This window comes from Protaetiibacter intestinalis, assembly GCF_003627075.1.
Taxonomy (GTDB): domain Bacteria; phylum Actinomycetota; class Actinomycetes; order Actinomycetales; family Microbacteriaceae; genus Homoserinibacter; species Homoserinibacter intestinalis.
Map to the genome: position 1 here is coordinate 2,797,078 of NZ_CP032630.1, position 22,833 is coordinate 2,819,910.

At 71.4% G+C, this 22,833-nt stretch carries 18 protein-coding genes and 1 pseudogene; 4 read left to right on the forward strand and 15 right to left on the reverse strand.

Annotation, left to right across the window (positions count from 1 at the left end):
• Positions 1–96: 96 nt before the first annotated feature.
• The 3 genes from D7I47_RS13215 (at position 97) to D7I47_RS13225 (ending at position 2,806) form a co-directional block, all read left to right on the forward strand.
• Positions 97–891: a peptidylprolyl isomerase gene (locus D7I47_RS13215; RefSeq protein WP_120763492.1), complete on the forward strand. Its 795-nt coding sequence runs from the start codon at positions 97–99 to the stop codon at positions 889–891.
• A 52-nt stretch (positions 892–943) separates the two neighbouring features.
• A complete protein-coding gene (locus tag D7I47_RS13220) occupies positions 944–2,173 on the forward strand; it encodes a DUF349 domain-containing protein (protein WP_227000679.1) in 1,230 nt (409 codons plus the stop codon).
• A gap of 78 nt (positions 2,174–2,251) precedes the next feature.
• Positions 2,252–2,806 carry a hypothetical protein gene (locus D7I47_RS13225; RefSeq protein ID WP_120763493.1) on the forward strand — a complete coding sequence of 185 codons (555 nt, stop codon included), beginning with the start codon at positions 2,252–2,254 and terminating at the stop codon, positions 2,804–2,806.
• Here D7I47_RS13225 and D7I47_RS13230 read toward each other — a convergent pair.
• From D7I47_RS13230 to pdxS, 11 genes are all read right to left on the reverse strand, one after another.
• Complete coding sequence (locus D7I47_RS13230) at positions 2,785–5,037, reverse strand: RelA/SpoT family protein (RefSeq protein ID WP_120763494.1); 2,253 nt, start codon at positions 5,035–5,037, stop codon at positions 2,785–2,787. The two genes, D7I47_RS13225 and D7I47_RS13230, sit on opposite strands and share 22 nt — an antisense overlap.
• A 55-nt stretch (positions 5,038–5,092) precedes the next feature.
• Complete coding sequence (gene secF / locus D7I47_RS13235; protein WP_120763495.1) at positions 5,093–6,106, reverse strand: protein translocase subunit SecF; 1,014 nt, start codon at positions 6,104–6,106, stop codon at positions 5,093–5,095.
• Positions 6,106–7,836, reverse strand: a complete 1,731-nt coding sequence (secD, locus tag D7I47_RS13240) for a protein translocase subunit SecD (protein WP_120763496.1) — start codon at positions 7,834–7,836, stop codon at positions 6,106–6,108. Before secD ends, secF begins: the two co-directional genes overlap by 1 nt.
• 3 nt (positions 7,837–7,839) lie before the next feature.
• The gene (gene yajC, locus D7I47_RS13245) at positions 7,840–8,268 is read right to left on the reverse strand and encodes a preprotein translocase subunit YajC (protein ID WP_120763497.1); all 429 of its coding nucleotides are present in this window, start codon (positions 8,266–8,268) and stop codon (positions 7,840–7,842) included.
• Between the two features lie 75 nt (positions 8,269–8,343).
• Complete coding sequence (gene ruvB, locus D7I47_RS13250) at positions 8,344–9,384, reverse strand: Holliday junction branch migration DNA helicase RuvB (RefSeq protein ID WP_120763498.1); 1,041 nt, start codon at positions 9,382–9,384, stop codon at positions 8,344–8,346.
• Complete coding sequence (ruvA, locus tag D7I47_RS13255; RefSeq protein ID WP_120763499.1) at positions 9,381–9,992, reverse strand: Holliday junction branch migration protein RuvA; 612 nt, start codon at positions 9,990–9,992, stop codon at positions 9,381–9,383. Before ruvA ends, ruvB begins: the two co-directional genes overlap by 4 nt.
• Before the next feature lie 3 nt (positions 9,993–9,995).
• Positions 9,996–10,556, reverse strand: a complete 561-nt coding sequence (ruvC, locus tag D7I47_RS13260) for a crossover junction endodeoxyribonuclease RuvC (protein WP_120763500.1) — start codon at positions 10,554–10,556, stop codon at positions 9,996–9,998.
• A 24-nt stretch (positions 10,557–10,580) separates the two neighbouring features.
• Positions 10,581–11,342 (reverse strand): YebC/PmpR family DNA-binding transcriptional regulator, encoded by a 762-nt coding sequence (locus D7I47_RS13265; protein WP_120763501.1) that lies wholly within the window; start codon positions 11,340–11,342, stop codon positions 10,581–10,583.
• Between the two features lie 32 nt (positions 11,343–11,374).
• On the reverse strand, positions 11,375–11,992 hold the full coding sequence (locus D7I47_RS13270; protein ID WP_120763502.1) for a hypothetical protein: 618 nt from the start codon (positions 11,990–11,992) through the stop codon (positions 11,375–11,377).
• 17 nt (positions 11,993–12,009) lie between these two features.
• Complete coding sequence (gene pdxT / locus D7I47_RS13275) at positions 12,010–12,609, reverse strand: pyridoxal 5'-phosphate synthase glutaminase subunit PdxT (protein ID WP_120763503.1); 600 nt, start codon at positions 12,607–12,609, stop codon at positions 12,010–12,012.
• Complete coding sequence (gene pdxS, locus D7I47_RS13280; protein WP_120763504.1) at positions 12,599–13,513, reverse strand: pyridoxal 5'-phosphate synthase lyase subunit PdxS; 915 nt, start codon at positions 13,511–13,513, stop codon at positions 12,599–12,601. The genes pdxT and pdxS overlap by 11 nt, the downstream gene beginning before the upstream one ends.
• Positions 13,514–13,600: 87 nt before the next feature.
• On the opposite strand from pdxS, the gene pdxY reads away from it, so the two are divergent.
• A complete protein-coding gene (gene pdxY, locus D7I47_RS13285; protein ID WP_120763987.1) occupies positions 13,601–14,452 on the forward strand; it encodes a pyridoxal kinase PdxY in 852 nt (283 codons plus the stop codon).
• Here pdxY and D7I47_RS13290 read toward each other — a convergent pair.
• From D7I47_RS13290 to D7I47_RS13305, 4 genes and pseudogenes are all read right to left on the reverse strand, one after another.
• The gene (locus D7I47_RS13290; RefSeq protein WP_120763505.1) at positions 14,445–15,008 is read right to left on the reverse strand and encodes an HIT family protein; all 564 of its coding nucleotides are present in this window, start codon (positions 15,006–15,008) and stop codon (positions 14,445–14,447) included. The two genes, pdxY and D7I47_RS13290, sit on opposite strands and share 8 nt — an antisense overlap.
• 71 nt (positions 15,009–15,079) lie before the next feature.
• Complete coding sequence (locus tag D7I47_RS13295; RefSeq protein WP_120763506.1) at positions 15,080–18,466, reverse strand: S8 family serine peptidase; 3,387 nt, start codon at positions 18,464–18,466, stop codon at positions 15,080–15,082.
• Positions 18,467–18,653: 187 nt separating this feature from the next.
• Positions 18,654–20,608, reverse strand: a pseudogene (thrS, locus tag D7I47_RS13300) (threonine--tRNA ligase).
• 5 nt (positions 20,609–20,613) lie between these two features.
• The gene (locus D7I47_RS13305) at positions 20,614–22,797 is read right to left on the reverse strand and encodes an acyltransferase family protein (protein WP_170154385.1); all 2,184 of its coding nucleotides are present in this window, start codon (positions 22,795–22,797) and stop codon (positions 20,614–20,616) included.
• Positions 22,798–22,833: the final 36 nt, after the last annotated feature.

The window sequence follows — 22,833 nt, forward strand, 5'->3', positions numbered from 1 at the left end:
CCGACGCACCCGTGCGGCGTGGTTTGGCGGGCTCAGACCCGCTGACTAAAGTCGACCTGGGTTGCGACGGATCGCGCCCCGTCGAGAGGACCGCGAGTGGCATCGAACCGTCAGCAGCGCGAGCAGCGTGAAGCCCGAGAGCGTCTGCGCGCGTACCGGGCCCGGCAGGACGTGCACGACGTCCAGTCCCGCCGTCGGCGCCGCGACAACATCCTCGGCATCGCCGCCGGTGTGCTCGTCGCCGCCCTGGCGGTCACGACCCAGGTCGTCTACTTCACCGCGGGCCCCGGCATGCCGGAGCCCTCGCCGAGCGCCTCGCCGTCGGCCGAGGCCGACCTCAACATCGGCGCCCCCGACTCCTCGCTCGCCGAGGGGCGCACCTGGACGGGCCAGCTCGTCCTGAACGACACGGTCACCCTCGACATCGCCCTCGACGGCGCCCTCGCCCCGCAGGCGGTCTCGGGCTGGATCGCCGACTACCAGGACGGCTACTTCCCCGGCAAGACCTGCCACCGCATGGCGAACTCGGAGACCTTCTCCTTCATCCAGTGCGGCTCGCTCGACGGCACGGGCGCCGGCGACCCCGACTTCTCCTACGGCCCGATCGAGAACGCACCCGCCGACAACATCTACCTCGCGGGCACGATCGCGATGGCCCGCGCGGGCGGCGACGCCTACAGCCAGGGGCACCAGTTCTTCATCATCACGGCCGACACGACCCTCCCGGCCGACACCGCGGGCGGCTACACGGTCGTCGGACAGGTGACCGGCGGCCTCGACCAGCTCATCCAGCAGATCACCTCGGCGGGCATCGACCCCGACACGGTCGGCACCGACGGCACCGGCTCCCCCGCCATCCCGACCACCATCACGAGCCTGACCCTGCAATAGGCTGGCACGGGCCGGCGTGAGGCGACCGGCCGACGACAGAGGTGGGAGAGCAGTGAGCGACGAGCAGTCGGCCCCCTGGGGCCGCGTCGACGACGACGGCACCGTGTACGTCCGCGAGGCGGACGGTGAACGCGCGGTGGGCCAGTACCCCGACGCGACGCCCGAGGAGGCGCTCGCCTACTACGAACGCAAGTTCGTCGAGCTCGAGGGCCAGGTGAGCCTGCTCGAGCAGCGACTGCGCGGCGGCGCCAACGCCCAGGATGTCGCGAAGGCCGTCTCGGCGCTCGCGCCGACGATCCCCACCGCCAACGCCGTGGGCGACCTGCAGGGCCTCGCCGAGCGGCTCGGCCGACTCGCCGAGACCCTCGGCGCCGCGACCGAGAAGCAGTCGGCCGAGGCGCAGCAGGCCGTCGCGGATGCCGTCGCCGACCGCGAAGCGCTCGTCGCCGAGGCCGAGGCGCTCGCCGCGCAGGACCTCTCGAAGGCGCAGTGGAAGCAGGTCACCTCCCAGCTCGACGCGCTGTTCGCGCGCTGGCAGACGGCGCAGCACTCGGCGCCGCGCATCCCGAAGAAGGACGCCGACGAGCTCTGGAAGCGGTTCCGGGCGGCCCGCGGCACGATCGAGACCGCCCGCAAGGGGTTCTTCGCCCAGCTCGACACCGTGCACCGCGACGCACGCGGCCGCAAGCAGACCCTCGTCGAGCGCGCCGAGGCCCTCGCCCCGAAGGGGGCCGCCGGCATCCCCGACTACCGTCGGCTGCTCGACGACTGGAAGACCGCGGGACGCGCGGGCAAGAAGGTCGACGACGCGCTCTGGGCGCGGTTCAAGGCGGCCGGAGACGTGCTCTACGGCGCGAAGTCCGAGGCCGACGCGCTCGAGAACATCGAGTTCTCCGCCAACCTCGAGAAGAAGCTCGCCCTGCTCGACGAGGCGGAGCCGCTGCTGAAGGCCACCGACCGCACCGCCGCACGCACGACTCTCACGGGCATCCAGCGGCGCTGGGACGAGATCGGCAAGGTGCCGCGCGACGAGGTGCGGGTCGTGGAGGACCGCCTGCGCAAGATCGAGGCCGCCGTGCGCAAGCTCGAGGACGACCACTGGAACCGCACCGATCCCGAGAAGCAGGCGCGCTCGGAGGGCTTCGCCGCCCAGCTGCACGCCGCGATCGCGAAGGCCGAGGACGAGCTGGCCGCCGCGAAGACCTCGGGCGACAAGGCACGCGTGAAGAAGGCCGAGGAGGCGCTCGCCGCCCAGCGCGCCTGGCTCGACGCGCTCGGCTGAGTTCTCCACAGGCCCGGTTCTGCACCGATCGGCAGCGATCGACAACCGCGGACCCCTGTATCCCGCGATGCTGGGCGGATGGAACCGTTCCCCGTCGTCGAGTTCCCCGATCCCGTGCGTCAGGCCATGCGCCTCGACGGGGAGCTGTTCCGTCTCGGTGACGCGTTCGTGCCCGTCGGGATGCCCGAGTGCCCGGAGCTGCGGGCCGCCGCCGCGATCGCGGGACGCTCGCGGCGCCTCATCCCGGCCCGGGCCACCGCGTCGTGGATCTGGGGCGCCGCGCTCCTCCCGGCGCTCCGCCCCGAGTTCGTCGTCGACACCGGGGCGCGGTGGGCACCCGTGCCGGGCGAGGGCATCGACGTCGTCGAGACCGTGATCCGGCCGGGCGAGACGGTCGACTGCGGCGGCGTCGCGGTCACCTCGCCGTTGCGCACCGCCGTCGACCTCGCCCGGTTCCGGATGCCGTTCACCCTCGTCGACGCCGAGCAGGTGCGTACCCTCGCCGCACTCGGGGGCTTCGGACTCGCCGAGGCGCTCGCGTCCCTCGAGGAGGCGCGGCACCTCGCGGGCAAGCTGCTCGCGGTCGAGCGGCTCACCGCGACGCTCGCGGATCAGCCCGAGTTGACCCGGTAGACGTCGTAGACGGTGTCGATGCGGCGCACCGCGTTGAGCAGCCGGTCGAGGTGCACGGTGTCGCCCATCTCGAACACGTAGCGGCTGATCGCGAGACGGTCGCTCGAGGTCGACACGTTGGCGGACAGGATGTTCACGTGGTGCTCGGAGAGCACACGGGTGATGTCCGAGAGCAGCCCGGCGCGGTCGAGCGCCTCCACCTGGATCTGCACGAGGAACAGGCTCGACGAGGTCGGCGCCCACTGCACGTCGATCATGCGGTCGGGCTCGGCGAGCAGCGACTTCACGTTGACGCAGTCGGAGCGGTGCACCGAGACGCCCGCGCCGCGCGTCACGAACCCCACGATGTCGTCGCCCGGCACCGGGGTGCAGCACTTCGCGAGCTTCACGAGGATGTCGGGGGCCCCGCGCACGAGCACGCCCGAGTCGCTCGGCCGCAGCGCCCGCCCGCGGGACCGGGGCGTGAAGGCGAGGGTCTCCTCCTCGGCCTCCACCTCGGTCTGCAGCGAGGCGAGCACCTTCTCGATGACCGACTGGGTCGACACATGGCCCTCGCCGACGGCGGCGTAGAGCGCGTCGACGGAGTCGTACCGCATCTGCGCGGCGACACCCGTCACGACGTCCTGGCTCATGAGCTTCTGCAGCGGCAGGTTCTGCTTGCGCATCGCGCGGGCGATCGAGTCCTTGCCCTGCTCGATCGCCTCCTCGCGGCGCTCCTTCGTGAACCAGCCGCGGATCTTGTTGCGGGCGCGCGCCGACTTGACGAAGGCGAGCCAGTCCTGGCTCGGGCCGGCATCCGGGTTCTTGGAGGTGAAGATCTCGACGACGTCGCCCGAGCCGAGGCTCGACTCGAGCGGCACGAGGCGGCCGTTGACCTTCGCGCCCATCGTGCGGTTGCCGATCTCGGTGTGCACGGCGTAGGCGAAGTCGACCGGCGTCGCCCCCGCGGGCAGGCCGATGACCTTCCCCTGCGGCGTGAAGACGTAGACCTCCTTCGCCCCGATCTCGAAGCGCAGGTTGTCGAGGAACTCGCCCGGGTCGGAGGTCTCGGCCTGCCAGTCGCTGATGTGCGCGAGCCACGCCATCTCGCTGCCGGCCTGCCCCTTGTCGTCGGCGTGCCCGGCGGCGACCCGCTCCTTGTACTTCCAGTGCGCCGCGACGCCGAACTCTGCGCGCTGGTGCATCTCGTGGGTGCGGATCTGGATCTCGACGGCGCGGCCCTTGGGGCCGATGACCGTCGTGTGCAGCGACTGGTAGAGGTTGAACTTCGGCGTCGCGATGTAGTCCTTGAAGCGGCCCGGGATCGGGCTCCAGCGGGCGTGGATCGCGCCGAGCACCCCGTAGCAGTCGCGGATCGAGCCGACGAGCACGCGGATGCCGACGAGGTCGTAGATCTCGTCGAACTCGCGGCCGCGCAGCACCATCTTCTGGTAGATCGAGTAGTACTGCTTCGGACGCCCGACGACCTGCCCCTTGATGCGAGAGGAGCGCAGATCCTCGTTCACGGCGTCGATCACCTGCTGCACGAACTCCTCGCGCTGCGGCGTGCGGTCGCGCACCATGCTCTCGATCTCGACGTACAGCTTCGGGTAGAGCACGGCGAAGCTGAGGTCCTCGAGCTCCCACTTGATGGCCTGGATGCCGAGCCGGTGCGCGAGCGGCGCGTAGATCTCGAGCGTCTCCTGCGCCTTGCGGGCCGCCGACTCCTGCGGCACGAAGCCCCAGGTGCGGGCGTTGTGCAGGCGGTCGGCGAGCTTGATGATGAGCACCCGGATGTCCTTCGACATCGCGACGACCATCTTGCGCACCGTCTCGGCCTGCGCCGAGTCGCCGTACTTGAGCTTGTCGAGCTTGGTGACGCCGTCGACGAGCATCGCGATCTCGTCGCCGAAGTCGGCCCGCAGCAGGTCGAGGGTGTACTCGGTGTCCTCGACGGTGTCGTGCAGCAGGGCGGCCGCGATCGTCTTCGGTCCGATGCCGAGGTCGGCCAGGATCTGGGCGACGGCGACCGGGTGCGTGATGTACGGCTCGCCGCTGCGCCGCTTCTGCCCGTCGTGGGCGCGTTCGGCCGCGCTGTACGCGCGCTCGATGAGCGCGAGGTCGGCCTTCGGGTGGTGGGAGCGCACCGTCTTCAGCAGCCGGTCCACCGCCCCGGTGGGCTGCGCGCGGGAGAACAGCCGCGGCAGGAGGGCGCGGCGGGATGCGATGCCCTGTGTCGCCTCGGTGCTCATCGCGCGCGTCCTCCCCGGACCTCGATTCTAGGAGGGAAGGACGCGCGCGACCGGATCAGGCTGCCGCCTTCGCCCGAAGCTGAAGGGCGCGCTTGTCGCGCTTGGCGATCTCGGGCTCGCGCTCGCGGAACGTCGCGTAGAGCGGCGCGCCGAACGCGGGCGTCGAGTAGGTGCCCGCGACGGTGCCGACGAGGAGCGCGAGCGAGATGTCGCGCAGCGTGTCGGCGCCCAGCACGAACGCCCCGATGAACAGGATCGCGGCGACCGGGAGGGCCGCGACGACACCCGTGTTGATGGAGCGGATGAGCGTCTGGTTGACCGCGAGGTTGACCGCCTCGCCGAAGGTCCGGTTGGACTCGTCGCCGAGCTCCGCGGTGTTCTCGCGGATCTTGTCGAACACGACGACCGTGTCGTAGAGCGAGTACCCGAGGATCGTCAGGAAGCCGATGACGGCCGCCGGGGTGATCTCCCAGCCGGTCGCCGCGTAGATGCCGACCGTCACGATGAGGTCGTGCAGGAGCTTGAGGATCGCCGCGATCGACATCTTCCAGGTGCGGAAGTACAGCGCCATGAAGACGAGGGCGAGCAGCACGAACACGCCGAGGGCGCGTAGCGCGCTCGAGGTGATGTCGGCGCCCCAGGTCGCGCCGATGAACGACGAGGACACGGATTCGGTGCCGTACGCGTCCTGCAGTTTCGTCGTGATGGAGCTCGTCTGCGGGTCGGTCAGCTGGTCGGTCTGCACGCGCACGCCGTCGTCGCCGACGACCGTCACGTGCACGACGGCACCCGGCACGACCTCCTGCACGGCCTGCTCGGCGAGCGAGGTGTCGACCGGCAGGTGCTCCTCGGCGACCTCGGAGACGAGGAACTGCGATCCGCCGCGGAACTCGATGCCGAAGTTGAAGCCGGCGAGGAAGTCCCCGCCGCCGCGGATGAACGGCACCGCGATCGAGAGCGCCATGAGCACGCCCGCGATGAGGAACCAGATGCGGCGGCGACCGACGAAATCGACGCTGCGCTCGCCCGTGTAGAGGTCGTTTCCGAGACGCTGGAACGGTCCGGCCATCAGCGTGACCCCTTCTTCTCGGTCGACGGCTTCGAGGCGGCGAGCTCGGCGGCCTTGCGCTCGGCGATCGTCTGGCGGCGCTCGGCCTCGCGGCTCGCACCGGCACGACGGGCGTCCTTCGAGACGCGGAACTCGGCGCGGCCGCGGTAGACGGCGCCGAGCGCCGTCGGGTCGAGGCCGGTCGCCGGATGCCCGCTCGAGAAGAACCTCGTGGAGGCCATGAGCTGCAGCACGGGGTGCGTGAACAGGATGACGATGATGACGTCGATCACGGTCGTGACGCCGAGCGTGAGGGCGAAGCCGCGCACGGAGCCGACGGCGAGGATGAACAGGATGACCGCGGAGAGCAGATTGACGCTCTTGGCCGCGAGCACGGTACGCAGCGCCCGCTTCCAACCGGCCTCGACGGCGCCGACGAGCCCGCGTCCGTCGCGCAGCTCGTCGCGGATGCGCTCGAAGTACACGATGAACGAGTCGGCCGTGAAGCCGATCGCGACGATGAGGCCCGCGACGCCCGCGAGCGAGAGCCGGTAGCCCTCGCGCCAGGACAGGATGTTCACCACGAGGTAGGTGATGATCGCGGCCACGACGAGCGAGGCGATCGTGACGGTGCCGAGCAGCCGGTATTGGAACAGCGAGTACACGAACACGAGCACGAGGCCGATGAGGCCCGCGATGAGTCCCGACTGCAGCTGCGTCTGACCGAGGGTCGCCGAGATGGTGTCGCGGCTCTCGACCTGGAAGCCCACCGGCAGCGCGCCGTACTTGAGCTGGTCGGCGAGCGTCTTGGCGCTCTCCTGCGTGAAGGATCCGGAGATCTCGGGGCGGCCGTCGGTGATGACGGCGTTGGTCGTCGGCGCCGAGATCACCTGGCCGTCCAGCACGATCGCGAACTGGTTGCGCACACCGTCGAGACCGTAGAGCCGCGTCGTGACATCCGCGAACTGCTGGGTGCCCTCGGCGTTGAAGGTGATGACGACGGCCCACTCGCCCGTCGTGGCGCCCGTGCTCGTGGTCTTGAGCTGTGCCGCCGCGTCGCTGATCGTCGCGCCCTGCACCTCGGCCGGGCCGAGCAGGAACTTGACGGTGCCGGAGTTGTCGCAGGTGATGAGGGGTTCGTCGACGGGAGCCGCGTTGGCACCGGACCCGGTGACCTGGTCGCACGTGAACGCGTCGTACTTCGCCTGCAGCTCCGGGGTCACCCACGCGAGGTCGGAGCCGTCGGTCGGCGTCGCGGTCGGCGTGGACTCGGCCGTCGGCTCGTCCGTGGGGGTCGGCGTGGCGGTCGCGTCGGGGTCGTCGGTGCTCGTCGCGGATGCGGTCGCCGTGGGCTGCCCGGTGAGGAGCACCGCCCGGAACTCGAGCTTGGCGGACTGCTGGATGCGGTCGAGGGTCGCCTGGTCCGGGGTCGTGCCGGGGATCGCGATGACGATCTTGTCGCCGCCCTGGGTGGAGATCTCGGCCTCCGAGACGCCCGCCGCATCGATGCGGTTGCGGATGATCTCGACCGACTGCTGCAACTGCTCCTCGGTGACCGTCTCGCCGTCCTCGAGGGTGGGCGTCAGGATGATCTGGGTGCCGCCGTCGAGGTCGAGCGCGAGCTTCGGGGTCCAGCCCCAGCCCCAGAACAGGGCGCCGGCGGTCTGCAGCCCGAGGAGCAGGGCGATGAGCACGCCCAGCCAGGTGAGTGAGCGCCAGGCCTTGCGGACCGGCGTGGAACGTACGGCCACGGCCTACTCTGCGGTCTCGGTGGGCTTGGTGCGCGAACGCTTGGGCTTCTCGACGCGCTCGCCGAACTCGGGCTCGGCGGCGTCATCGGAGGTCTCGGCCACGGCATCCTCGACGGAGGCGTCCGCGTCGTCGCTCACGATGTCCTCGTCGGCGTGCTCCTGCTCCTCCGGCGTGACGACGCGTGCCACCGTCTGACGGTGCACGCGCAGCTTCGTACCGGGGGTCGTCTCGATGATCGCCTCGTTCTTCTCGTCGTCGATCGAGATGAGCGTGCCGTAGATGCCGTGCTGCGTCATGATCTCGGCGCCGGGCACGAGCTTGGTCTGCATCTCCTCGGCCTCCGCCTTGCGCTTCTTCGAGTTGCGCCAGGTGAAGAAGATCATCACCACCAGGAGGCCGAACAGCAGGATGAGAAGCGGATCGAATGGCATGAGAGGAGGAAGGCCTTCCGGGAATGTGAGGAATCGCGCAGAGCCTACGGAGCGAGGCTGGACGGTTCCACAGAATCATACGTCATCGTCGAACAGCGTCCCGGCGACGGCGGCGCCGCGCACGGGAGGCCGCATCCCCCGGTGCTCCCAGGCGCGCGGCGTGGCGACGCGCCCGCGCGGGGTGCGGCTGATCATCCCGATCCGCACGAGGAACGGTTCGACGACCGACTCGACCGTCTCGGGCTCCTCGCCCACCGACACGGCGAGGGTCGAGAGCCCCACCGGCCCGCCGTCGAAGCGGCTCAGGATGGCGTCGAGCACGGCCCGGTCGAGGCGGTCGAGCCCGAGCGGGTCGACGTCGTAGAGCTCGAGCGCCGCCCGCACCGACTCGCGGTCGGCGGGGCGCCCGTGCACGAGCGCGTAGTCGCGCACGCGGCGCAGCAGCCGGTTGGCGATGCGCGGGGTGCCGCGGCTGCGCGAGGCGATCTCGATGCGGGCGTCCGCCGGCAGCTCGAGGCCGAGCAGCCGCGCGGCACGCGCGAGCACCTCGTCGAGCTCGGCGTCGTCGTAGAACTCGAGGTGCGCCGTGAACCCGAAGCGGTCGCGCAGCGGATTCGGCAGCAGGCCCGAGCGGGTCGTGGCGCCGACGAGGGTGAACGGCGCGAGGTCGAGCGGGATGCTCGTCGCGCCCGCCCCCTTGCCGACCATGATGTCGATGCGGAAGTCCTCCATCGCGAGATAGAGCATCTCCTCGGCGCTGCGCGCCATGCGGTGGATCTCGTCGATGAACAGCACCTCGCCGGGCACCAGGCTCGACAGCAGCGCCGCGAGGTCGCCCGCGTGCTGGATGGCGGGGCCGCTCGACATGCGCAGCGGGCGGGCGCCCTCGTGGGCGACGATCATCGCGAGCGTCGTCTTGCCGAGGCCGGGCGGGCCCGCGAGCAGGATGTGGTCGGGCGTGCGCGCCTGGAGCTCCGCCGCCCGCAGCAGCAGCTGGAGCTGGCCGCGCGCCTTCTGCTGGCCGACGAACTCGGCGAGCGAGCGCGGGCGCAGGGCCCCCTCGAACGCGAGCTCGGCCTCCGACTCGGGCGTCGGCGCGGTGAGCGGATCGGTCACGACGCCACCCCCGCCCGCTGCGGTCCGAGCCGTGCGAGCGCCGTGCGCAGCAGGGTCTGCGTGTCGGGTGCGACGCCCTCGGCCTCGGCGAGCAGTTCGTCGACCGTCGCGGTCGCTACGCGCTCGGGCCAGCCGAGGCCCACGAGGGCGGTCACGACATCCGCGTTCGGGGATGCCGCGGGGGCGACGCGGCCGGGGACGCGCGCGGGGGCGTGCAACTTGCCCGCGAGCGAGACCGTGATGAGCTTCGCGGTCTTCGGCCCGATGCCGGACACCTTGCGGAACGGGACGTCGTCCTCGGCGGCGACGGCCGCGGCGATCTCGTCGGGGCTCAACTGCGCGAGCACGCCCTGCGCCGACTTCGGTCCGACACCCGAGACCCCGCGCAGCAGCTCGAAGAGCTCGAGCTCCTCGCGGGACGCGAAGCCGTACAGGCTCAGCTCGTCCTCCCGGACGATGAGGGCCGTGTGCACGAAGGCCTCGCCGCCCGCCCGCAGGCCCGCGGCGTGCGCCGGGGTGAGCGCGACCGACATGCCGACCCCGCCGACCTCGATGACCGCCGAACCCCCCGAGACGTGCAGCACCTGACCGCGGAGACTCGAAATCATGTTCTAGAGTCTACGTTTCGCCGACGCCTTCTCGGCGGCACGCCACGCCCGTTGCGCCGGGGTCAGTCCCCCGGCCTCCCCCGCATCCGGCGCCGTCGCCCCGCCGCGCCAGCCGTGGCAGATCGCGAGGGCGAGGGCATCGGAGGCGTCGGCGGGCTTCGGCGCCTCGGCGAGGCCCAGCACCCGGGCGACCATCGCACCCACCTGGGCCTTGTCGGCCGAACCGTAGCCCGTGATGGCCGCCTTCACCTCGCTCGGCGTGTGCAGCGCGACCGCGAGCCCCGCCTCCGCCGCCTTCGCGACGGCGATGCCGCTCGCCTGCGCCGTGCCCATCACGGTGCGCAGGTTCTGCTGCGCGAACACCCGCTCGACGGCCACCGCATCCGGGCGGAACTCGGCGATCGCGGCGCCGATGCCCTCCGAGATCGCGAGCAGACGCGCCGGCAGCTCCGCATCCGCGGGGGTGCGGATGACGCCCACGTGCACGAGCGACACCCGGCGGTCCGGCAGCACGTCGACGATGCCGACGCCGCACCGGGTGAGCCCGGGGTCGATGCCGAGCACCCGGAGCGCGGAGGAGGGCGTGGCTCAGTCCTCGGCGTCGAGCTCGGCCTGCACCTCGGCCGGGATGTCGAAGTTGCCGAACACGTTCTGCACGTCGTCGCTGTCCTCGAGGGCATCGATGATGCGGAACACCTTCTTCGCCGTCTCGAGGTCGACCTCGACCTTGAGGCTCGGCACGAACTCCGCCTCCGCCGAGTCGTAGTCGAGGCCCGCGGCCTGCAGGGCCGTGCGCGCCGCGACGAGCTCCGAGGGGTCGGTGATGACCTCGAAGCCGCCGCCCTGGTCGACGACGTCCTCGACGCCCGCCTCCATGACGGCCTCGAGGATCGCGTCCTCGGTCACGCCGTCGCCCTTGGTGATCGAGATGACGCCCTTGCGCGCGAAGTTGTAGGCGACCGAGCCGGGGTCGGCGAGGGTCGCGCCGTTGCGGCTGAGCGCCGTGCGCACCTCCGCGGCCGCACGGTTCTTGTTGTCGGTGAGGCACTCGACGAGCAGGGCCACGCCGCCCGGGCCGTAGGCCTCGTACATGATGTTCTGGTAGTCGATCGACTCGCCCGAGATGCCGGCGCCGCGCTTGATGGCGCGATCGATGTTGTCGTTCGGCACCGAGGTCTTCTTGGCCTTCTGCACGGCGTCGTACAGGGTGGGGTTGCCGGCGAGGTCGGCGCCGCCCATCTTCGCGGCGACCTCGATGTTCTTGATGAGCTTCGCGAACGACTTCGCCCGACGCGCGTCGATGACCGCCTTCTTGTGCTTGGTCGTCGCCCACTTGGAATGCCCGCTCACGGTGCCCCTCTCGAAGAAATCCGCCGTCCAGTCTAGGGCGCGGCGGGCGCGGGCAGCCGAACCCCCGCCTCGCGGGCCTCGAGCGCGGCCAGCCGGCGCACGACCTCCGGCTCCCCCGCCTGCCATCCGCGCACCACGTGCGGCGCGATCGCGGCGAGCTCCTTCGCGGGCGCGCCGTCGAGCGCACGCAGCGCGAGCAGCTGCTCCCCGCCCTCGAGCCGCAGGAGCGCGCGCGTCTCCGCGGCGCGGCGGGCGAAGCGCACGCGCGGCCACAGCCAGACGAGCAGCACGATCGCGATGGGCAGCAGCGCGACCCCGACCCCGGCGGCCGTCGCGATGTTTTCGACGATCGTCTGCCCCGCGCGTCCCGCGTCGGCGAGCGAGCCGCCCGCGCCGGCCGCCGAGTCGAACGGCCCCCGGATGCCGTCGCCGATGAGGGGCACCTCGCCGAGCCGGTCCCCGATCTCGCCCATCGTGCCCTGGAAGCCGTCGCCCGCCTCCTCGAGCTTCACGAGCACGCCGCCGAGCGCGGCGATCGCGCCGTGCACGGCGACCCCGAGCAGCACGGCGACGATCACGACCACGATGGCGACGACGTCCGCCACGATCTGCACGGTGCGGCGGGGGGCGAAGTCCGAGTAGAGGCTCATGCCCCCAGCATGGCCCGTCAGGAGGTGGCGCGCACCCGGTCGAGGAAGCGGGCGTGGAAGCGGTGCTCGCCCGTGACCTCGGGGTGGAAGGAGGTGCCGAGGAGGTTGCCCTGCTCGACGGCGACGATCCGGCCGTCGGGCAGCGAGGCGAGCACCGTCGCGTTCGCGCCCACGCTCTCGACCACCGGGGCGCGGATGAAGACGGCGTGCACGGGCGGTTCGCCGAGCGCCGGGACGTCGAGGTCGGTCTCGAAGGAGTCGTTCTGGTTGCCGAAGGCATTGCGGCGCACCGCCACGTCGAGCCCGCCGAAGTTCTGCTGCCCCGCGATGCCGTCGAGCACGGAGTCGGCGAGCATGATGAGGCCCGCGCAGGTGCCGTAGACGGGCATCCCGGCGGCGATGCGCTCCCGCACCGGCTCCCGCATCCCGAACAGGCGGCTCAGCTTGTCGATGACGCTCGACTCGCCGCCGGGCAGCACGAGCCCGGCGACCTCGGCGAGCTCGGACGGGCGGCGCACCGGCACGGCATCCGCCCCGAGGGCGCCGAGCACCGCGAGGTGCTCGCGCACGTCGCCCTGGAGGGCGAGGACGCCGACCTTCGGCGCGTTACCAGCCACGCTCGGCGAGGCGGTGGGGGGCCGGCAGGTCGGCGACGTTGATGCCGACCATGGCCTCGCCGAGACCGCGCGAGGCGTCCGCGATGACGGCCGGGTCGTCGAAGAAGGTGGTCGCCTTCACGATCGCCGCGGCACGCGCCTCCGGGTTACCCGACTTGAAGATGCCGGAGCCGACGAACACGCCGTCGGCGCCGAGCTGCATCATGAGCGCGGCATCCGCGGGGGTGGCGACCCCGCCTGCCGTGAACAGCACGACGGGCAGCTTGCCGGTCTCGGCGATCTCGGCCACGAGCTCGTAGGGGGCCTGCAGCTCCTTCGCGGCCACGTACAGCTCGTCCTTGGTCTTCGAGCGCAGCACGTTGATCTCGGAGGTGATGGTGCGGATGTGCTTGGTCGCCTCCGACACATCCCCCGTGCCCGCCTCGCCCTTCGAGCGGATCATGGCCGCGCCCTCGGTGATGCGGCGCAGCGCCTCGCCCAGGTTGGTGGCGCCGCACACGAACGGCGTCGTGAACTGCCACTTGTCGATGTGGTTGACATAGTCGGCGGGCGAGAGCACCTCGGACTCGTCGATGTAGTCGACGCCGAGCGCCTGCAGCACCTGCGCCTCGACGAAGTGGCCGATGCGGGCCTTCGCCATGACGGGGATCGACACGGAGGCGATGATCTCGTCGATGAGGTCGGGGTCGCTCATGCGGGCGACGCCGCCCTGGGCGCGGATGTCGGCGGGGACCCGCTCGAGGGCCATGACCGCGACCGCACCCGCGTCCTCGGCGATGCGGGCCTGCTCGGCCGTGACCACATCCATGATCACCCCGCCCTTGAGCATCTCGGCGAGGCCGCGCTTGACGCGGTCGGTACCGAGGGCGGTGGCGGCGGTGGATCCGGATTCGGGGGTCGTCATGGGAGGAATCCTATTCCGCCGCGCGGGGCACGATCCGCCGGGGGCGACACACTCGGCCACACGTCGGCCGGTGGCATGATCGTGCGGGTGAAGATCCTCTCGATCCAGTCGGCGGTCGCCTACGGCCATGTCGGCAATTCGGCCGCCGTGTTCCCCCTCCAGCGCATCGGCGTCGAGGTGCTGCCGGTCTACACCGTGAACTTCTCCAACCACACGGGCTACGGCGCCTGGCGCGGGCCGCTCATCCCGCCCGCGGACGTCGCCGAGGTGATCGCCGGCGTCGAGGAGCGCGGCGTGTTCCCGGGCATCGACGCGGTGCTCTCGGGCTACCAGGGCTCCGAGGGCATCGGCGACGTCATCGTCGACGCGGTCGCGCGCGTGAAGGCCGCGAACCCCTCCGCGGTGTACGCGTGCGACCCGGTGATGGGCAACGCGAAGTCGGGATGCTTCGTCGCACCCGCGATCCCCGTGCTGCTGCGCGAGCGCGTGGTGCCGGTGGCCGACATCATCACACCCAACCAGTTCGAGCTCGGCTTCCTCACCGGCACCTCGCCGACGACGATCGAGTCGACCCTCGACTCCGCGGATGCGGCGCGGGCGTTGGGGCCGCGCACGGTGCTCGTGACGAGCGTCGAACGGCCGGACCGCGACCCCGAGACGATCGAGATGATGGTCGTCGACGAGGCGGGCGCCTGGATCGTGACGACCCCGCTGCTGCCAATGAAGGCGAACGGCTCGGGCGACGTGACGGCGGCGCTCTTCACGGCCCACTACCTGGAGTCGGGCGACGCCGCGACCGCGCTCGCCCGCACCACCTCGAGCGTCTACGAGCTGCTGCGCGCGACCCACGAGTCGGGCGAGCGCGAGCTGCAGCTCGTCGAGGCGCAGGAGTTCTACGCCCACCCGCCCCTGCAGTTCGAGGTGCGTCGGCTCAGGTAGCGGGCCACGCCTCCGCGATCGTCGCGCGCGCCTCGCCGAGGAGCGTCGGGATCGCCTTCGTGCGGGCGATGATCGGGAAGAAGTTCGCATCCGACGCCCAGCGCGGCACGACGTGCTGGTGCAGGTGCGCGGCGATGCCGGCACCCGCGATCGCCCCCTGGTTCATGCCGATGTTGAAGCCGTCGGCGTGGGAGGTGCCGCGGATGACGCGCATCGCCGTCTGCGTGATGGCGCCGATCTCGGCGACCTCGGCCTCCGTCGCCTCGTCGTAGCCCGCGATGTGCCGATACGGCACCACGAGCAGGTGACCGCTGTTGTAGGGGAACAGGTTGAGCAGGGCGTAGGCGAGTTCGCCGCGGTGCACGATGAGGGCGTCCTCGTCGGACAGGGTCGGCGCCGTGCAGAACACGCACTCGTCTCCGGGTGCGCCGCCGCCCTGCTCGATGTAGGCGATGCGGTGCGGGGTCCACAGCCGGCCGAAGCCGTCGGGCACGCCCGCGAGGGAGGTGGACGGCTCGGCGTCCGGGTATTCGCTGCCGTCGTAGTCGCGTGTCATCGTCACCAGGGTAGCGATCGCCGGCACGGCGGATCGTGGGGGCGCCGGGGCGCCCCCACGATCCGCTCGGCCTACTTGACCTTGATCTTGGTGACCTCGACCGGGATGGTGTCGAGGGCATCCGAGCGCAGGGTCGCGGCGGTCGACCACGTGCCGCGCAGCAGGCCCTTCAGCGTGTAGTCGAAGGTCACCGCCCCGCCCGCCGTCGGCGGGCTCGTGTGCAGCACGTAGGCCGACTCCGGGTCGACATCCGCGATCGTCACCCCGCTCGTGCCGTCGCGGTTCTCGGCTCCCGAGAGCGACCCGACCGAGGAGTCGGCGGTGAGGTCGCCTCCGTAGGTGATCCACTGGTTCTCGGCGGTGCCGAGCTGGATCCACACCTGGAAGGAGTTCTCACCCCCGTCGCTCCACGAGGGCACGTCCTCCCACTCGATCACGAGGAAGTCGTTCGTGCCGTCGGTCAACGTGCCGACGCGGAGCGCTCCGCCGGCGGCCGGGTTGAGGTCGGTCCAGAACGGCGCGATCACGTTGTTCGGGGTCGCCGCGTCGGGGAACGATGCCGGCGGTGCGTACTCGACGTCACCCGCGTCTCCCCCACCGATCACGACGTAGCCGTTCGAGACGACACCGATCCGGTTGTAGACCTCACCGCCGTAGACGAAGTCGGACACGGTGAAGTTCGTGATGCTCTCGTCGTCGACGCCGGCGATCGGAGCGACCCCGAAGAGCGACAGCGGCAGGTAGCCGCCGCTCGCGGTGTCCCCGGGGTCGACCGCGTCGATCGCGTCGATCGTGGGCGGCTGGGCCGCCGTCAGCGTCCCGGTCCACGTCGCGCCGAGCGGGCGCTTGGTGGCCGGCGCGGTGACCTTGGTCACCTTGAGCAGCGGGTTGGCGAGCACGTCGATCGTCGCCTGCACGTCGACCGGCATCGTGCTCGACGCGGTGACCGTGCAGGTCGTCGTCTTGCTCCGCTTGATCTCCGTCGGCGTGCACGACTGGGCGAGCGCGAGCGAGGCCTCGCCCACGTTGACCGCGACCGGCAGCACGACCGGGGTGACCCCCTTGCGCGAGGCGGTGATCGTGATCTGGCCCTCGTGCCATCCCTCGTCGACGTTGATGCCGCTCAGCACGATCGTGAGCGTCTTCGACGCGCCGGGTGCCAGGGTGAAGTAGGCCGGGGTGACGATCACCTGCGCCCCGCCCGCGAGCGTTCCCTTCGCGGTGAAGGTCTGCGCCTTGCCGCTCACGTTGGTGACCGTGCGCTTGACGACCGCGGCACCGGGCAGCGGGTCGATGAGCACGCTCGGGATGTTGAGGTCGTGACGCCCGAGCGGGTCCGCGGCGCTCGCGAGGAAGTCCGCCGCCGTCTCGCTGATGGTGAGGGTCGGCGACACCGCGCGGTCTGCGCGGATGCTGCCGGCGCCGCGGTCGAAGACGCCCGCGGGGCTCCCATCGGGGTTGGTCACGCTCTGCAGCGAGGAGGTCATGAGCGCCGACTTCACCTGACCGGGGGTCCAGTTCGGGTGGGCGGCGATCACGAGCGCCGAGACGCCCGCCGCGTGCGGCGACGACATCGAGGTTCCCGCGATGGCCTGGAACAGCTCCCCCTGCGGTCCGGTCGCGAGATCCGTCGAGGCGGGCGTGAGGCCCGCGAGGATCTGCACGCCGGGGGCGGTGATGTCGGGCTTCAGGAACTCGCCGATCGGGCCGCGCGAGCTGAATCCGGCCATGACGTCGCCCTGGGCCGCCGTCGACTGGCCCTCGGCCCACGTCGCCGTGATGCCGGGGTGCGCGCCGAGGAAGGCGAGCAGCTCGTCGTTGGGACCCTCGAGGTGGATCGCCGGGAGGAAGTGGTTGTCGGTCTCGACGTCGCTCGCCACCGGGTTGTAGAGGATCATGCCGGCGGCGCCGCCCTGCAGGGCGTTGTAGCCCTTCTCGACGCGGCCGTTCGTGCCGCGGGCGCAGACGACGACCTGGCCCGTCACGGATCCGGCCGCGAAGGGCTCGAGGCACGCCGCGCCGCCCGCGTACCCGGGCACGGATGCCGCGAGCACGACGGGCGTGTCCGTCACGCCCTGCGTGAGGGTCGAGCCGGCCTTCGAGTAGGTGGCCCCGTCGGTCGAGGTGAGCGTCAGGGTCGAGGCGAACTGCCGGTCGAAGGTCGAGGCGCCGACCGTCGTGACCCACGGTCCCGCGTGGTTGGCGGTGGACTCGCCCGGACCGTCGTTGCCGGCCGAGGCGTTGACCGAGATCCCCGCGGCGTAGGCGTCGAGGAAGGCGAGCTCCACGGCGTCCGTGTAGACGGAGGCGCTGCCGCTGACCGAGTAGTTGATGACGTCGACCTTGTCGACGATCGCCTGCTGCACGGCGGCGAGGAGGTCGGAGGTGTAGCCGCCGAGCGGCCCGAGCGCGCGGTAGGCGATGACCGAGGCTCCGGGTGCGATGCCGCTGACCGGGCCGCGGTCGACGCCGAAGATCGGTGCGCTCGACACGTAGTCGCCCGCCGCGGTCGTCGCGGTGTGCGTGCCGTGACCGTCGGAGTCGCGGGCCGAGCAGCCGGCGTCGGAGCAGAAGTCCTCCGCGCCGATGGCGTTGAGCGACTGGTAGGTGTCGAGGAACGCGTAGGCCCCGACGAGCTTGTCGTTGCACGCGAACGCGGCGTCGCCGCCCTGACCGAACTCGCACGCCCAGGGGCCGCCCGCCGGCTTCGGGAGGCCGTTGTCGGCGAGCATCGGGTGCTCGGGCCAGATGCCGGTGTCGATGACGCCGACGATGACGCCCTTGCCCGCCTTGTCGCGACCGCCGAGCGAGGGCCAGACGGCATCCGCGCCGATGAAGGTGCTCGCGTCGTTGTCGATCGTGCTGCCGCCGGCGGCGACGGCCGCCCCCGCGGCGCTCACGGCCGAGGCGGATGCGGAGAGCGAACCGGTGTCGGAGGTGGGCAGGTGCCGCAGCGAGTTGTCCTGAACGGCCGCGACGCCCTCCACGCCGAGCACGGTCTTCGCGTCGCGCGCCTTGACCGTCATCGCGAGGCCGCCGTAGGCGACCGCGTAGGTGGTGATCGTCTTCGCCGACGGCACGGCCGCGACGATGCTGTCACGGGTCTCGGCGATCACCTGGTTCACGTAGTCGAGGTACTTCTTCACCGCGGGGTCGCTCAGCGAGAGCTCCTTGCCGGTGACCTCGGGGCTCGTGGCGGCGTAGCCCTCGATGCCCCCCGCGTACGAGGCGACGGGGTCGATGTCGACCTTGACCATCACGGGGATCACCGTCGCATCCGAGCGTGCGAGCAGCGCGTCGTCGCTCTCGGCGAGCTGACCGGACTTGGAGCGCGCCAGATCCAGCGGAGGCGCCTCGGGGGTCACCGTCGTGGCGGTGAAACCGGAACCGGGATCGGCCGCGTACGCGGGGCCGGCGATCGCCCCCGTGACGAGTGCCGATGCGGCGAGAACGGACACGAGGACAGACCGACGAGAGCGCATGGCTTCCCTTCCGCGAGTGGTGGTGCGGCATGCGACGCCGCCCCCCTTCGCGGGTAGACCCATGGGTCTATTCGGCGCCTGCTGGGTAACGTATCCGCACGCCCGGGCGGGGCGCTAGAGGGGGAATGCGCAAGATCCCTGCGTCGTGCGCAGGATTGTTGCCCTAGACCTGCGCGTGGGTGTCGATCGCTGCGCGGATGCGTCGCACGGCCTCGTCGACGGGGATCCCGTTCTCCTGCTGACCGTCGCGGAACCGGAAGCTCACGGTGCCCGCGTCGCGGTCCTGGGCGCCGGCGATGAGCTGATACGGCACCTTCGCGAGCGTGTGGGTGCGGATCTTCTTCTGCATCCGCTCGTCGCTCGTGTCGAGCTCGGCGCGCACGCCGTCGGCCCGCAGCCGGTCGATGACCTCGCCGAGGTAGTCGGCGAACTCGTCGGCCACGGGGACGCCCACGACCTGCACGGGCGAGAGCCACACCGGGAACGCGCCCGCGTAGTGCTCGAGCAGGATCGCGAAGAAGCGCTCGATGGATCCGAAGAGGGCCCGGTGGATCATGATGGGGCGCTTCTTCTGGCCGTCGCGGTCGGTGAACTCGAGGCCGAAGCGCTCGGGCAGGTTGGGGTCGACCTGGACGGTCGACAGCTGCCAGGTGCGACCGATCGCGTCGCGGGTCTTGAGGTCGATCTTGGGGCCGTAGAACGCAGCCTCGCCGGGCATCTCGGTGAGCTTGAGCCCCGAGGCCCTCGCGACGTTGCGCAACGCGTTCGTCGAGTAGTCCCAGAACTCGTCCGATCCGATCCACTTCGACTTCTCGTCGTCGCGCATCGAGAGCTCGAGCTCGAAGTCGTCGAGGCCGAAGTCGCGCAGCATGGAGATGACGAACTCCAGCACCTTCGTCGCCTCCTCCTCGAGCTGCTCGGGGGTGACGAAGAGGTGCGAGTCGTCCTGGGTGAAGCCGCGCACCCGGGTGAGGCCGTGCAGGGCGCCCGAGAGCTCGTTGCGGTACACCGTGCCGTTCTCGGCGAGCCGCATCGGCAGGTCGCGGTAGCTGCGAGCCCGCTCCTTGTAGATGAGGATGTGCATCGGGCAGTTCATGGGCTTCAGGTAGTAGTCCTGGCCCTGCTTCGTGACCGCGCCGTCCGCGTCGCGCTCCTCGTCCATGACGATCGGGGGAACATCCCCTCCCTGTAGGTGACGAGGTGGTTCGACTGGAGGAAGAGGTCCTCCTTGGCGATGTGCGGCGTGTACACGTAGGTGTAGCCGGCCGCGATGTGGCGGCGCCGGGCGTGCTGCTCCATCTCCATGCGGACGACGCCGCCGCGCGGGTGCCACACCGAGAGGCCCGAGCCGATCTCGTCCGGGAAGGAGAACAGATCGAGCTCCTTGCCGAGCTTGCGGTGGTCGCGCTTCGCCGCCTCTTCGAGGCGTTCGAGGTAGGCGCGCAGCTCGTCCTTGGTGGGCCAGGCGGTGCCGTAGAGGCGCTGCAGCTGCGGGTTCTTCTCGGAACCCCGCCAGTACGCCGCGGCGACGCGGGTGAGCTTGTAGGCCCCGAGCGCGCCGGTGTTCGGAACGTGCGGGCCGCGGCAGAGGTCCTTCCAGGCGACGTTCCCGTCACGGTCGACGTTGTCGTAGATCGTGAGCTCGCCGGCCCCGACCTCGACGCTCTCGCCGTCCTTCCCGGATTCGGCGCCGCCCTTCAGGCCGATGAGCTCGAGCTTGTAGGGCTCGTCGGCGAGCTCGACGCGCGCCTCGTCGTCCGTGACGACGCGGCGCACGAAGCGCTGGCCGGAGCGGATGATGCGGTCCATCTCCTTGGAGATCGCGGCGAGGTCGTCGGGCGAGAAGTGCTCCGCGACGTCGAAGTCGTAGTAGAAGCCGTCCTGCACGGGCGGGCCGATGCCGAGCTTCGCCTCCGGGTTGATGCGCTGCACGGCCTGCGCCATGACGTGCGCCGTCGAGTGGCGCAGGATGTTGAGCCCGTCGGCCGAGCTGACCTCGACCGGCTCCACGACATCCGTCTCGGTGACCGTCGTCGCCTTGTCCTTCAGCTCGCCGTTCACGCGGATCGCGATGACGGAGCGGTCGGGGAACAGCTCGAAGCCGGTCTGGGCGCTCATTCCCCTTACTTTACCGGCGCGTCGAGCCGCGTTCCGACGTCGGGCAGCCCGGGCGCCGCCTCGAGGAGCGACGTGCGCATCACGGCGGCGAGCCGCGCCGAGAACTCCTTCGTCAGGTGATGCGTGTCCGTGCGCGCGACCGAACCGTCGACCGCCCACGGGCACAGGCCCGCCGGCGTGCAGAACCAGGGGCTGGTGTCGACGTACGAGACACCCATGGCCGCCGCGGCCGCCGACTCGGCGGCACGTTGCTCGCGCCACTCGGGGGTGAGCGGGACCCGGCAGGAGGTCCCCCCGGGCTCGAAGTCAGCCGATCCGCAGCTCGCCACCGACAGCGGCGGCGGCGCGATGACGACGAGCTGCGACGAGACGTGACCGAGTCGACGCAGGCTCTCCTCCATCCCCCGTCGCCACTCCGCCGTCGCCTCGCTGCCGGTGGCTCCGCTGGTGAGGCGGTCGAGGGTGCGCGAGGAGCTGGTCAAGACGACGAGCTCGGGGTCGCTCGTGACGATTCCCGCCTCGCGGTCCGCGCGGATCGCGGCGCACTGCGCGACCCACGCGGGGTCGGTCTGGCGGTCGTAGTACGCGGCGACGGCGGCCGCGGAGCAGGCTCCCTGCACGGCGAGCACCACGCGCCAGGCCGGCCCGAGGGCGTTCGACAGCGCGGGCAGCCAGCTGGCGGCGACCGAGTCGCCCACGATCACCGCGGTGTGCTCGGCGTCCGGGTCGCCCAGCGTGCACGCCGTCGCCCACGTGGTGCCGTGCACGCACTCCTCGCCCAGGTACGCGGTCGTCGCCGAGTCGGCGTCGGCCAGGATCCCGTCGGGGAGCGTCTCCCACTCCGCGGATGCGGCCACCCGCTCGGCGAGGGTGCCCGCGTCGGGGAACACGTCGGGCGCGTCGAGGTACTGCGGGTCGTCGGTGGGCGACTCCGTGTCGACCGGGGTCTCGCTCGAGGTGGGCGACGCCGCGGGGAAGGCCGGGGGGACGGCGACGAGCGCGCCGACGCCGAGCGCGACGACGAGCACCGCCGCGACGATGGCAGCCCACGGCGTGCGCCTCCCCCAGCGCTGCCAGGGCTGCTCGAACGCGTGCTTCATGACCCAGGAGGCGATGAGCGCCGCGAGCACGATGGTGAGCCCGTCGGTCACGGTGAACTCGCGCCGGTTCTGCAGGATCGCGAGGGCCGAGATCGCGGGCCAATGCCAGAGGTACAGCCCGAAGGCGAGCCCGCCGAGCCAGACGAACGGTCGTGAGCCGAGCAGCCGCTCCGCGCCGCCCGCGGCGGCATTCGCACCGATGAGCACGAGCGCGGTGCCGGCCACGGGCCAGAGCGACGCGATGCCGGGGAACCAGGGGTCGAAGTCGCCGAGGAAGCCGAGCCCGACGACCATCGCGAGCCCGAACCAGCCGACGATCCAGCCGAGCACCCGTCCCGGGACGAGCCGCGCCCCGAGCAGCGCGAGCAGCCCGCCCACCGCGAACTCCCAGATGCGCGCGGAGGTGTCGAGATAGGCGACGGGCTGATCGCGGAGGGTCTCGACGACGCACCACGCCCAGGAGGCGAGGGCGACGACCGCGATCGCGGTCACGGCGAGCCGCATCCGCCGCTGCGCCGTGCTGCGGCGCCCGACGACCGCCGCGAGCACCGCCACGAGCACGAGCCAGACGAGGTAGAACTGCACCTGCATCGAGAGCGCCCAGAAGTGCTCGACGGGGTTCAGCACCCGGTCGGCGTCGAGGTAGCCGCCCGTCGCGAAGGCGAGGTACCAGTTCTCGCCGAAGAGCGCCGCCCAGCCGGAGGAGCGCAGGATGTCGCCGAGCAGCGCGGGGCGCGTCGCGGCGAGCAGCACCGTCGACACCGCGACCACGGTGCCGATCACGAGGAGCGCGGCGGGCAGCAGCCGACCGCCGAGGCTGCGCAGGTAGCGCACCGCGCCGACCTCGCCGGTGCGGATCCAGCGGATCACGAGCGTGACGGTGATGAGGTACCCGGAGACGACGAGGAACACGTCGATGCCGCCCGAGATGCGCCCCCACCACAGGTGCGAGGCGGCGACGAGGAGGATCGCGACCGCCCGCAGTCCCTCGAGCTCGGGACGGTACGGCGCGCGGAAGCCGGCTGCGGCGTCCGCGGCGTCGGCGGAGGGCGCGGCTCGGGCGTGCGCGCTCTGCTCCGCCACGGTCATGGAGCCATCGTCGGTCCCCGGCCGCGGTGCCGGCCG